The following is an 11,929-nucleotide window of genomic DNA, read 5'->3' as shown; positions in this document are numbered from 1 at the left end:
CTCACGCTCCCTCCTCACACGATCTTCATCACCTTTTGCTCGGCAATGATAAACACGGTTTCTCCGGCTTGTGGCCGCACCGTTGCGAGGCCGGTAAAGCGCCCGAAAGCAGGCAGGATGCAATAGTGCTGCGCGAAATAAAAGCAGGCAAGGCGGAGCGACTGCCGGGCAAGCCCGTTCAGCACGACGCCGGGGTGCACGTGGCCACAAAAGGTATACAGCCCCGGAGGCGCATCGTTTGGATCGTGGGCCAGGCAGAAGTCGCCAATGCGCAGTGATCCTTCCACAACCTCGATATCATTGGCGGCATACCATTCGTCGGAAAGGATATCGTGGTTGCCCCGTATTAATACAATAGACTGCCCGGCCATATCGGCGCGCCAGCGGCTGAACAGTTCGAGCTCCTGGTTGGCACGGCTGTGAAAGAAGTCGCCCACGACGACCAGTTTTTTCGGCTGGAAATGCTGCAGCAGGGCCATGAGTCGCTGCATGTCTTCCTTCATCACGGCGCCCGGTACGGCGATGCCTTCCTTGCGAAAGTGACCGCTCTTGCCCAGGTGCAGGTCGGAGAGGAGCAGCAGGCCCTCGTTCTCCCAGAAAAGCGCGCGCTGCCCCGACAGCCAGAGGCGCTGGCCCTTGAATTCGAATAGTAACGGCGCCTGCATCGGCGCAAAGTTCAGGGTTCTGCGTTTTATGTTTTACGTTTTATGTTGACCGAAGGGACAGCCAAGACTGGAGCATGAAACCTTCAAGCCCGAACGGAGAACCTAAAACAGAAAACGTAAAACGTTATTGTTATCGTTCCAGCTGCTGCTGCATCTTCTTGATGCGGTCTTCGAGCTTTTCGGAGGTCAGGTTTTCGCGCATGCTGTCGACCTTGATGGGGAAGCAGAGCGGTGTGAGGCGTTTCGGGAACATCAGCACGATGCGCGAGCGCTGCACCCGGTCGAGCATGGCGCGCAGGCGACGCTCCTCCATCTGCTGGTCGAACACTTCCTGGTAGGCCTGGCGCACCAGCACGTTGCCGGGCTCGTATTCGTTGAACACGTTGAAAAGCAGCCCGGCAGAAGACTGAAGGTGACGGGCCTTCTTTTTTTCGCCCGGCATGCCCTGGAAGATGAGGCCCCCGATCACGGCGATGTCGCGGAACTTGCGCCGCGCCATCTCGGTGGCGTTGACGCTGTGCTGTATGTCGGCCAGCAGGTTGTCGGGCGAGAAGAGCGCATACACATTGCTGTCGTCGACGGGGATCGGCTGGTCGCTCAGGAGCTCGAATCCGTAGTCGTTCATCGCAATCGAAAACGTGATGGGGAGCAGCTTGCTGATGCGGTAGGCGAGGAGGGCGGCAGCGGCCTCGTGCACAAGTCGTCCTTCGAACGGGTATACAAACAGGTGAAAGCCGTCGCCCGTTTCGATCTGCTCGATGAGCAGCTCGCCGGCCTGCGGCACCTGCGAGAGCTGCGCCTGCAGGCGGAGCAAGGGTTGCAGCGCTTTGATCTCCCCGGGCAGGCCGCGCAACGCCGCTGTTTGGGTAGCTCCGCTTTCGATGGCGACCTCCGCCGTTGCCGCAATACCGAACTGCTCGCGGAGCACGGCCCCGAGGCTCGCCGACAGCGGCAGGCGACCGCCGTTCCAGCTGGGCACGAGCGATTTCTTCGCGTTCGACTTGCGCACCAGCACGGTCATATCCTTGATCATCACGAGCTCGAGCTGGCGGCCGGCCAGCGTGAACGTGTCGCCGGGCTCGAGGCGCGAGATGAAATATTCCTCGATCATCCCGATATAACCACCGCCGAGAAATTTCACCTTCAGCATCGCGTCGGAAACGATGGTGCCGATGTGCATCCGGTGCCGCATCGCGATGCGGCGGCCCGTGATCTTGTAAACGCCGTCGATCACCTCCACCTTTTTGTACTCATCGTATTGCCCCAGGGCTTCGCCGCCCGATGTGATGAAGCGTAACACGGCATCGAAGTCGTCGTCGCTCAGCTCGCGGTAGCAATGCGTGCTGCGGATCTCGGGCAATACCTCGGCCGGGATAAAACCATCCGACACCGCCAGCGTGCAGAGGTATTGTATGAGCACGTCGTAGCACAGAAGGTAGGGCTCGCGGCTCTCGATGAACTGCCGGCCCACGGCTTCCTTAAGGGCTGCGGCCTCCATCAGCTCGAGCGAATGCGTGGGCAGAAAATAGATGCGGCTTACGGCATCGGGCTGGTGGCCGCTTCGGCCGGCGCGCTGGAGAAAGCGGGCAACGCCCTTCGGCGAGCCCACCTGGATCACGGTTTCCACCGGGCGGAAGTCGACGCCCAGGTCTAACGATGCGGTGCACACCACGGCCTTCAGCTTGCCTTCGTGGAGCGCTTCCTCCACCCAGGTGCGGAGCTCCATATCGATCGAGCCGTGGTGCAGGGCAATGGCGCCCGAGAGCTCGGGCGCAATCGTGAGCAGGCGATGGTACCACTGCTCGCTCATGCCGCGGGTGTTGATGAAGATGAGCGTGGTGCGGCTTTGCTCGAGGATCGGGAGCACCTTTTCGGCGAGGCGTATACCGAGGTGGCCTGCCCAGGGATATTTCTCGATCTCGTCGGGAAGTATCGAATCGATCTCGATCTTCTTGCTGATGTTGGTCCGTACAATTACGGGTTGCACACCGGTAGTCGACACCAGCGGCGCCAGCAGCACCTCCATTGCCTGTTCCAGGTTCCCGATGGTTGCCGACACGCCCCACACGGAGAGCCCGCCTCCACCGTCATTGCGCGCGGAGCGAGGCAATCCCTTCCGGGGTAAGGCAGCCTCGCTTACAGCTGGCCCCTCAGCGCGCACCATCCCCGTGCGTAGCGCTACGATCCGGCTCAATGCCAATTCTACCTGCACGCCGCGCTTCGAGCCGATGAGCTCGTGCCACTCATCGACGGCGACGAGGCGCAGCTGTTTGAAGACGTCGGGGTAATACTTCTGCGCGAGCAGCAGGTGCAGGCTTTCGGGGGTAATGATCAGCACCTCGGGCATGTTGCGCTTTTGCTTCTGCCGGTCGCTGATAGAGGTGTCGCCGTTACGGATGCCGACACGCCAGGGCAGGTTGAGCTCGGTGAATACTTCTTCCATCGCGCGCCCGATGTCTTTGGCCAGCGCGCGGAGCGGCGTGATCCAGAGGAGCTGCAGCCCATTGCCCGAGCGCGTCGGGTAGTCGTCGGGATGCTCGTTGATAAAGCGGATGACGGTGCCGAGGAACACCGAGTAGGTTTTGCCGGTACCGGTAGGTGCATTCACAAGGCCGCTGTCGCCCTGCAGGATATGCTGCCAGGCTTCTTCCTGGTAGGCGAAGGGGCGGAAGCCTTTGGAGGCCAGCCACTCCGATATGATCTTATAGCCACGGGTTCGCTTCAACTGCACGGTGCTGCTTTGTGCCGGTACGGCATTGGCCGATAAAGGTAAGCCTCGTCACGCGGCCGCCGCAGCCCATTCCTTACCGAATCATTGGGGCGAAGGCACTACAAATTCTTTCGCGCGGCGGAGCCAGATCTTGTCGCGCATTGATGCCCGGCGCATCCGCGACCTGCTGCGGCGCATTTTCACCGGGGCTGCGCGGCCGTAGCGGCAGTTGGCATGTATTGTGTGCTTACAGCAACGTTCGCCTGCGCTTCCCATGCGGATCGCCAGGCATACGCTAACCTATACCTTACCGAAAATGACACAATTGTACCCGACTCCCGGCACCGCTGCTGGTCCCGGCTATTTCGCCTCCCCACCCTTGATCTTATTGACCGCGCATAAAGGCTGACCGCTTCAACGGCCCGTTCCGACTGCCGCGTCCCCGCGTCCGTAGTTGGTTGCGGGCTACGTGTGTCGGCGCCCCGTGCCGGCGACGGGCGCGCGGTTTCTGATGCGATATACTTTCAGATTTGGCAACAGCGAGGCTGCCTGACTATTCAGGTGGCCTTTGCCAGTTGGCACTACAGCGTTTTGAGGTACTCGATGACCGCCTTTCGCCCGGCGTCGCTTAGAGCATCGCCGAAGTAGTGCCCGCGGTTGCTGTAGCCGGGAAGATCGGTATTGTAGATCTCCGGCCGGCCGGCCGAGCTTTCCTGCTGGTATACCCATCCCGGGTTCCCGTAGTTATACTGGGGACGCTTGAAGTCGCGCGACCAGTAGCGCGGGCGGATCGCGCTGTTCAGAAGCGCTTCCAGCGAGGGTACCGAGCCGTTGTGCAGGTAGGGCGCGCTGATCCAGATGCCGTCGAGCGGAGGGGCCACATAGCCGGAAAAAGGCTGCAGCTGCGCCGGGTGATCGCCCTGGCGGAACCAGCTCCGGTTAAACCAGTCCACAAACTGCGGCGTGGAGTAGTTGCTGGCATACAGCAGTGAATCGGTTTGAATAACGGCGCCGGGTATCAGCAGGTTGGGATAGCTTTCTTTTGACCCGTAGGTGCCATGACAGGAAGCGCAGGTTTTTTCGAACAGGACCTTGCCCTTCGCCGCAAGGGTCTTGTCGATGGCCTTCGGGTAGGCCGGCGGCTTCAGCGAATAGATATAGGCGAGCAGGTCGGGCATATGCGCGTCTACAGCCCGCGACTCGCTGGTATCGCCCGTGGTGAGCAGGTTCGATGCCATCAGGAAGCGCCCGAAGTCGCCGCGGCCGAAGCCGTTGTAAAACATCGCGTTCTTCTTCTTCAGCAGCCACCAGGGTGGCGTGTCGGTCGGGATCACCGCATGATCGTTGGGGAGCAGTGCCGAATCGCTCCAGCGGAATGTCTGCGGGTCGCGGTGGGCCACCAGCAGGGCCGCGAGGTGATCGGCCAGGTTCACACCGCGCACATCGGCAACAAGGTCGGGCGCAATGATTCTGGTAACGTTGAGGAACGTGCGCGCGGCCTCGTAGTCGTCGGGGAAATTCTTTTTGAGCATCCGCTCCATCATCGCCACGCTGGCTGCATTAATGCCGCGGCCCTTTGTAAAGTCGATCCCCGCATTGCCGAGGCCGATCACGAGTTTACCGTCGAAGGGCATCGCATGGCACTGCAGGCAGTTGGGCGCCGCGATCACGGCCCCGTTGGCCGTTCGTTGCGCGGTGAAATCATAGGGCATGTTCGCGTTGAGCCCGGTGCGCGGCAGCAGCGACGAGTCGTACTTCGTAAAGCCCATTCGGAACAGGTTGATCGGGATGCCGCTGCGCACGTAATCGCCGGTCACGAGGTAGTCGTAGCCGCGTGCGGCATTGCCCGTGCGTTGCTTGCTCGGCGGGATCGCGACCGGATCCTGGCCGGTGCCGAAGTAGCCGAAGGCCATCAGGGCGAGGCAGGAGAGCAGGATGAGTGTCTTTTTCATGCAGGCGGGATACAGAAAGAACGCAGATTCGTTATGATTGTTAAGATAAACGCAGATTATTTATTCTGAATCATTTTCAATCGTATAGATCCTATGAAATCTGCGTTCTTTCTCGGGGCGCCTTCCCTATTTCCCGTAAAGTTCGAGGAGTTGCTTCAGATCGTCAAGGGTATTGATCTCGTCGGCCTTTTTATCCTGGCGCCAGCGGCTGATCCGGGGGAACCGCAGGGCTACGCCCGACTTGTGCCGGTTCGAGGCGGCGATCCCTTCGAAGGCGATCTCGAACACCAGCTCGGGTTTGACGGTGCGCACTGGGCCAAACTTCTCCAGCGAGTTGCGCTTCACAAAGGCATCGACCTGGGCAAATTCCTTGTCGGTCAACCCGGAATAAGCCTTCGTAAAGGGGATGAGCTTTTCGCCATCGCGCACGGCAAAGGTGTAGTCGGTGTAGAGGTTGCTCCGGCGGCCGGCGCCCTTTTGGGCATAAATCATCACGGCATCGATCGTCAGCGGGTCGATCTTCCACTTCCACCAGTCGCCGCGCTTGCGGCCCACCTGGTAGGTAGATGCAAGCCGCTTCAGCATGAAGCCTTCCGCACCGGCCTCGCGCGAGCCGCCGCGAAGCTCGGCCAGCTCGGTCCAGCTTCCGAAGGGCACGATCTCCGAAAGCAGCAGGATGGGATGGGCGGCGGCGCGCACGACCTCCGCCAGCTTCGCGCGCCGCTCCGACAGGGGGCGTGTGCGCCAATCGTCGCCGCCATATTCGAGCAGGTCGTAGGCAAAGAAGGAGATGGGGGCTTCCTGCAGTTGCTTTTTTGTGACGTTCTTCCGGCCGATGCGGGTTTGCAGCAGCGCAAAGGGAAGCGGCTTTCCGTCGACGCTGGGGATGATCTCGCCATCGAGCACCACGCCGTCGGGCAGCAGCGGTAGCAGCGAAGCATACTCGGGAAATTTGTCGGTCATCAGCTCCTCGCCGCGGCTCCACACAAACAGCTCCCCGTTGCGTTTGATCAGCTGCCCGCGGATGCCGTCCCATTTCCACTCGGCCTGCCATTCCGATGGGTCGCCCAGCTTCACGAGCTCGGGCTCCTCGATGGCATAGGCGAGGTAAAACGGGTAGGGCTTCGAGCTATCGTTGGCCTGCGCTTCTTCGCTGAGCAGGTCGGAGAAGCCGATGGTCGACGGATCCCAGTTGCCGCTGATCCGGTGCGCGATGACGGAGGGCTCGGCCTTCACGGTCTTTGCCAGCGCGTTGACCATCAGCTTCTGCGATACGCCGATCCGGAAGCCACCCGTGATCAGCTTGTTGAATACGAAGCGCTCGGCGAAGCTCATTTCCCGCCAGCTCTCGAGGATGAAGTATTTGCGTGCTTCCTCGCTTTGCTTTTCGAGGCTTTTGAGCTGCCCGATATAATAGTGCAAGGCCTCCGCCTGCGCCGGCAGCGAGCGGCTTTCGGGAAGGAGCAGCGCGATGGTTTCGGCCAGGTCGCCCACCGTGTGGTACGATTCCTCGAAAAGCCAGAAGGGCAGGTTTCCCAGCTCCACCGCCCAGCTCGCGAGCTGCGTGCTGTTGACGACCCGCTTCGGGCGGCGCCCGCTGAAGATGGCGATCACCCACACCTTGTCTTTATCGTCGGCATTGTAGAAATACTGTACCAGTGCATCGAGTTTCTCGTTGGTCTTGGTGCTGCTCCCGATACGGAGCACCAGCTCCGAGAAGGCGCGGAATCCCTGCAGGCCGGCGCCTGTAGCGGGCAATGCTGCTTCGGTATTGGGCTCATTCGGCATCGGGTATTTTTTGTGCTTCTTCTTCTTCCGTAGGCGTAGGGCCGGCGTCCTCGTCGTTGCCATACTCGGTGACCACCTCGCGTGCCTCGATACCGAGCTCGGTAAGGTAGCGGCTGAAGGCGGCCTGGAAGCCGTGGGTTACGTATACGTTTTCGGCACCAGTGGCTTTGCAGGCCTCCAGCAAACCGTTCCAATCGGCATGGTCCGACAGGGCAAAGCCGGCGTCGGCATTCTTGCGGCGCGTGTTGCCGCGCACCATCATCCAGCCACTGCAGATGCCGATGGCATGCGGGCTGAAGCGGCGGATCCAGGATGTGCCCTCCGCGCTCGAAGGTGCAATAACGACGGCGCCCTTGAGGTGCTCTTTGGGTGTGTCGGGTGTTACGCGCTCCACCGGCGGCAGCCTGTGCCCCGCGTTGACGAGCGCCATATGCATGTTGTACACGGCGCCGTGCACGAGAATGCGGTCGCTTACTTCGCTGAGCGGCTGCAGCAGGCGCTGGGCCTTGCCGAGGCTGTAGGCAATGAAGATCGACGACTTGCCCGCTGCCTTGTTCTTCAGGATCCATTCCTGCATCCCCCGGTAGATCTCGGCCTGCGGCTTCCAGGTGTAGATCGGCAGGCCGAAGGTCGATTCGGTTACAAAGTGCTGGCAGGGAACGGGCTCGAAGGCGCCGCTGATCCCGTCGTTTTCGAGCTTGTAGTCGCCGCTTACCACCCACACTTCGCCTTCGTATTCAACACGGATCTGCGCCGACCCGATGATGTGGCCGGCGGGATGAAAGGACACGCGTACACCGTTGATGTACGTGGTTTCGCCAAAGCTGACGCCCTGGTAATGATTGGGTCCGAGACGCGCCTGCATGATGGGAATGGAGTCGTGCTGCGCGAGGTAAAACTTCGAGCCCCAGCGCGCGTGGTCGCTGTGCGCGTGCGTGATCAGCGCGCGGTCGACGGGCTTCCAGGGGTCGATGTAAAATCCACCCGCGCGGCAATACAATCCTTTATCCGAAAACTCGATAAGGGGCATGGAGTTAAGTTAGGCCAATGCCAGAAACAACTATGCCATGCAGGCAGGTAAGTCGGAAGTGCTAAGCCGGAAGTTTGCCTCAATCATAAAGCTGTCACATTCGACTTCCAACTTCCGACTTCCAAGTTGGTTCCTTACGGCAACAGGCTCCTGTTGCCATTGGTCACCTTCACAAAATAGAGGTGCTTGTTCTCGAAATAATCGAGCGTGGGTTCCTTGTGGTTGAGGAAAACGGGCTCGATGTCGAAGCTGGTAAAGACGTTGTTGCCCTTGCGCGAGAGGTTCGGCGCCATATCGCCGTTCGTATCGAGTAGCAGCAGGGCGAAGCGCAGCATCGTTTCGTAGCCGCGGTAAAAAAGGTCGGTGGGGCGGCCGTTCTGCCGCGCCGTGAAGCCTTTGGCCACCGCGGTTTGCAGGGCATTCGGCTTTGCATAATAGAAGGGCGTGGTGTAGAGGATGTCGAGACCGCGGAACTCCGTCTGCCGCAGGTTGAAGCCTTCCCAGGTGGGCATCCCCGCGAGCTGCACCTTGTAGGCGCTGCCGGCGCTGGTAATACCTCCAGCCACTTCGCTGGCAAATTCCTCGTCGAGCGAGCCGGCGATGCAGATATTGCGGCGCGTGCTGTCAAGGGCCGCTACGATACGCGCATCGTCGAAGTTGCTGCCGAGGTCTTCCACCACTATTTTCAGCGGCGTGCCATTGGCCGCTTTGGCGTATTCGGTGAAGTATTCCCGCACCTGTGCTTCCTGCGTTCCCGGCCGCGTAAAGAGCACGATGCGGTCGTTAGGCGCGGTACGCTGGTAGTATTTATACAATGCCTCGCAGTGCGTGCGCAGCGTGGAGTTCAGTACGACGTAATAGGGGTTGTCGGTAACACCCGCATCGTTGGGCAACGTAGCCGATACAAAGGGAATCTTGCGGCGCTGCGCTTCCTCGGCCAGTTGCCGGGTTTCGGCAACGTTGCTGCTGGCCAGAAACAACTCGGCGTCGCGCAGCTCCGGGGCCCTGAGCTCCTGGGCAAGGCCACGCTTCGAGCGGCTGTCGATCACGTACACGTCGAGCGGGGCGCCGGCCTTCTGCAGCGAATCGAGCGCCGCCTGCGCACCGAGGTAAAACTCGAGGCCCGCATTGAGGTATTTCGGAAAGGCGGTATTGAAGCGGTAATTGTTCGTGGCATCGAAGGCCGAATCGAGGTACAGCGGCGTGCACAGCGCGATCTTGTGCCGCTTCTGGGCCAGCAGCGTGAGGCTGCAGCAAAGGGTCAGGAACAGGATACCGAATCGTTTCATAGAAATAGGTTGTCAGGGTGTTTAGTCGTGAGCGGTGATCAGTGAGCGGGTGAGCAGTAACGGCGAAGAGGTGCTCACCGCTGACCATTCACCGCTCACCATATCTACTCCCACTCGATCGTCGCCGGCGGCTTCGAGCTGATATCATAGACCACGCGGTTGATGCCGCGCACGGAGTTGATGATCTCGTTCGACACCTGGGCCAGGAAATCGTAGGGAAGGTGCGCCCAGTCGGCCGTCATGCCGTCCACGCTCGTCACAGCGCGGAGGGCCACGGTAAACTCATAGGTCCGCTCGTCGCCCATGACGCCCACGCTTTTCACCGGCAATAAGATGGCGCCGGCCTGCCACACGGTTGCGTAGAGATTGTGCGCTTTGAGGGCTTTAACATAGATGTCGTCGGCGGCCTGGAGCAGCTTCACTTTGTCCTCGGTGATATCGCCGAGGATGCGGATCGCGAGACCGGGACCGGGGAAAGGATGACGGTTGATCAGCTCGTCGGGAATGCCCAGCTCGCGGCCCACCCGGCGCACCTCGTCCTTGAACAGGTACCGCAGCGGCTCAACGAGCTCAAGGTGCATTTTCTCGGGAAGCCCGCCCACATTATGATGGCTCTTGATCGTCACCGAGGGACCGTGTACCGACACGCTTTCGATGACGTCGGGGTAAATGGTTCCCTGGCCCAGCATCGACACATTCTCGATACGCGTGGCTTCTTCCTGGAAGATATCGATGAAGAGCGCGCCGATCGCCTTTCGCTTCTGCTCGGGGTCGCTCTTGCCCGCCAGTGCGTCGTAAAAACGCTGCTTTGCGTCGATGCCGGTTACGTTGAGGCCGATCGACGCATAGGAATCCAGCACCTGCTGGAACTCATCCTGCCGCAGCACGCCGTTATCGACGAAAATGCCGTGCAGGTTCTTGCCGATCGCGCGGTGAATAAGTGTTGCCGCAACCGTGGAGTCTACGCCACCGCTGAGCGCCATCACCACCTGCCGGTCGCCGATCGTGTTTTTCAGCGCCGCGACGGTATCGCTTACAAAATGCGCCGGCGTCCAGTCCTGCGCGCAGCCGCAGATATCGACCAGGAAATTCCTCAGGATCTTTTTGCCTTCGATCGAATGGTACACCTCGGGGTGAAACTGCAGTCCATAGAGAGGATGAGCTTCCTTCCGCGCCTTGAAGGCGGCTACCGGGATGGAGTCGGTTGTGGCCAGCACCTGGAAGCCATCGGGAAGCTTCAGTATGGAGTCGCCATGGCTCATCCACACCTGCGAAGACGGTGTGAGGCCACCGAGCAGGGGATCGTCCTCGTTGAGGTGCAGGTAGGCCCGTCCGTATTCGCGCTTGTTGCTCCGCTCCACGCGGCCGCCGTACAGCTTGGCGGTCAGCTGCGCGCCGTAGCACACGCCGAGCACCGGCGTCCGGGCCACGAGGCCTGCCACATCCACCTGGGGCGCGGCTTCGTCGTTGACCGAAAAGGGCGATCCGGAAAGAATAACACCTTTCACGGAGGGATCGACAGGAATGGGTTTGTTGAAGGGAAGAATTTCGCAGTAGACGTTGGCTTCGCGGACCGCGCGTGCGATCAGTTGGGTGTATTGCGAGCCGAAGTCGAGGATCAGGATCTTTTCGGTCATGGCCCGACGAAGGTAAGCAGGTTCGGGTTGCGGTAAAAAAGCGCTATTTTTCTGCCGCTTTCGGTAACCCCGGCCGTCATTGCGGCATCTCAACACAAAACCTGCTTCTATGCGCTTCGTCAGTACAGTACTCGCACTCCCGATCTTCCTGTCTTCCTGCATTTTTATGGGCGGCCACCGCGTTACCGGCAACGGGGTGCACAGCTCGCAAAACCGCTCCGTCGGCTCCTTCGATAAGGTAGCCGTAATGGGCTCCATGGATGTGGAGCTGGCGCAGGGCTCCGCGCAGGGCGTGCGCGTCGAAACCGACGAGAACCTCCAGGAATATATCGAGACCGAGGTCTCGGGCGGAACGCTCCACATCCGCACCCGCGAAGGCTACAACCTGAACGAGCATGCGGGCCTTAAGGTCTATGTAACAGCCGCAGAATTCCGCTCGCTCGAGGTAACGGGCAGCGGTGAGGTAACGAGCGCCGGAAAACTCACGGGCAACGGCATTGACATCAACATCACCGGCAGCGGCAACGCCACCCTCGGCCTCGACATGCCGCAGGTGAAGGCCGGCATCACGGGCAGCGGCACGGTGCGTCTGAGCGGCAGCACGCAGACCTTCGATACGCGGATCAACGGCAGCGGCGACGTGGAGGCCTTCGGACTGCTGGCCGAAAACACCAAGGTCGACATTGCCGGCTCGGGCGATGCGCAGGTATTTGCCAGCAAGCATCTCGACATCGATATTGCGGGTTCGGGCGATGTGACCTACAAGGGCACGGCCGCCGTCAACCAGGAAGTACACGGCTCGGGCCGTGCGCATCAAGCGGATTGATACAGGCGCCATTGCTGCTGCCGCAATAACCT

The 11,929-nt window shown here is 60.5% G+C and carries 8 protein-coding genes; 1 reads left to right on the top strand and 7 read right to left on the bottom strand.

The genetic code is table 11. The annotated features are described in order from the left end of the window. Nucleotides 1-14 precede the first annotated feature (14 nt). The 7 genes from pdeM to guaA all read right to left on the bottom strand — a co-directional run bounded on the left by pdeM (nucleotide 15) and on the right by guaA (nucleotide 11,071). Nucleotides 15-665: a ligase-associated DNA damage response endonuclease PdeM gene (gene pdeM, locus ACYU7Z_RS00120; protein ID WP_460566376.1), complete on the bottom strand. Its 651-nt coding sequence runs from the start codon at nucleotides 663-665 to the stop codon at nucleotides 15-17. A 130-nt stretch (nucleotides 666-795) separates the two neighbouring features. Further along, on the bottom strand, nucleotides 796-3,396 hold the full coding sequence (locus ACYU7Z_RS00115) for a ligase-associated DNA damage response DEXH box helicase (RefSeq protein WP_460566374.1): 2,601 nt from the start codon (nucleotides 3,394-3,396) through the stop codon (nucleotides 796-798). A 560-nt stretch (nucleotides 3,397-3,956) separates the two neighbouring features. Further along, a complete protein-coding gene (locus ACYU7Z_RS00110; protein WP_460566372.1) occupies nucleotides 3,957-5,327 on the bottom strand; it encodes a c-type cytochrome in 1,371 nt (456 codons plus the stop codon). 126 nt (nucleotides 5,328-5,453) lie between these two features. Then, nucleotides 5,454-7,115, bottom strand: a complete 1,662-nt coding sequence (locus ACYU7Z_RS00105; protein WP_460566370.1) for a DNA ligase-like domain-containing protein — start codon at nucleotides 7,113-7,115, stop codon at nucleotides 5,454-5,456. Next, nucleotides 7,105-8,145, bottom strand: a complete 1,041-nt coding sequence (locus ACYU7Z_RS00100; protein WP_460566368.1) for a ligase-associated DNA damage response exonuclease — start codon at nucleotides 8,143-8,145, stop codon at nucleotides 7,105-7,107. The genes ACYU7Z_RS00105 and ACYU7Z_RS00100 overlap by 11 nt, the downstream gene beginning before the upstream one ends. Nucleotides 8,146-8,279: 134 nt before the next feature. Beyond that, a complete protein-coding gene (locus ACYU7Z_RS00095) occupies nucleotides 8,280-9,434 on the bottom strand; it encodes an ABC transporter substrate-binding protein (RefSeq protein WP_460566366.1) in 1,155 nt (384 codons plus the stop codon). Nucleotides 9,435-9,538: 104 nt separating this feature from the next. Continuing rightward, on the bottom strand, nucleotides 9,539-11,071 hold the full coding sequence (gene guaA, locus ACYU7Z_RS00090) for a glutamine-hydrolyzing GMP synthase (protein ID WP_460566364.1): 1,533 nt from the start codon (nucleotides 11,069-11,071) through the stop codon (nucleotides 9,539-9,541). Nucleotides 11,072-11,180: 109 nt separating this feature from the next. Here guaA and ACYU7Z_RS00085 point away from each other — a divergent pair, with 109 nt between their 5' ends. Next, the gene (locus ACYU7Z_RS00085) at nucleotides 11,181-11,897 is read left to right on the top strand and encodes a head GIN domain-containing protein (protein WP_460566362.1); all 717 of its coding nucleotides are present in this window, start codon (nucleotides 11,181-11,183) and stop codon (nucleotides 11,895-11,897) included. Nucleotides 11,898-11,929: the final 32 nt, after the last annotated feature.

The sequence above is a fragment of the Flaviaestuariibacter terrae genome, from assembly GCF_054777635.1.
Note: the sequence above shows the minus strand (reverse complement) of the source record. Positions and strands in the feature narration are given on the sequence as shown.

What these genes read in the sequence shown, in the direction of transcription:
- guaA (WP_460566364.1), bottom strand. Translation starts at nt 11,071, where the DNA reads ATGACCGAAAAGATCCTGATCCTCGACTTCGGCTCGCAATACACCCAA.
- ACYU7Z_RS00085 (WP_460566362.1), top strand. Translation starts at nt 11,181, where the DNA reads ATGCGCTTCGTCAGTACAGTACTCGCACTCCCGATCTTCCTGTCTTCC.
- ACYU7Z_RS00105 (WP_460566370.1), bottom strand. Translation starts at nt 7,115, where the DNA reads ATGCCGAATGAGCCCAATACCGAAGCAGCATTGCCCGCTACAGGCGCC.
- ACYU7Z_RS00095 (WP_460566366.1), bottom strand. Translation starts at nt 9,434, where the DNA reads ATGAAACGATTCGGTATCCTGTTCCTGACCCTTTGCTGCAGCCTCACG.
- pdeM (WP_460566376.1), bottom strand. Translation starts at nt 665, where the DNA reads ATGCAGGCGCCGTTACTATTCGAATTCAAGGGCCAGCGCCTCTGGCTG.
- ACYU7Z_RS00100 (WP_460566368.1), bottom strand. Translation starts at nt 8,145, where the DNA reads ATGCCCCTTATCGAGTTTTCGGATAAAGGATTGTATTGCCGCGCGGGT.
- ACYU7Z_RS00110 (WP_460566372.1), bottom strand. Translation starts at nt 5,327, where the DNA reads ATGAAAAAGACACTCATCCTGCTCTCCTGCCTCGCCCTGATGGCCTTC.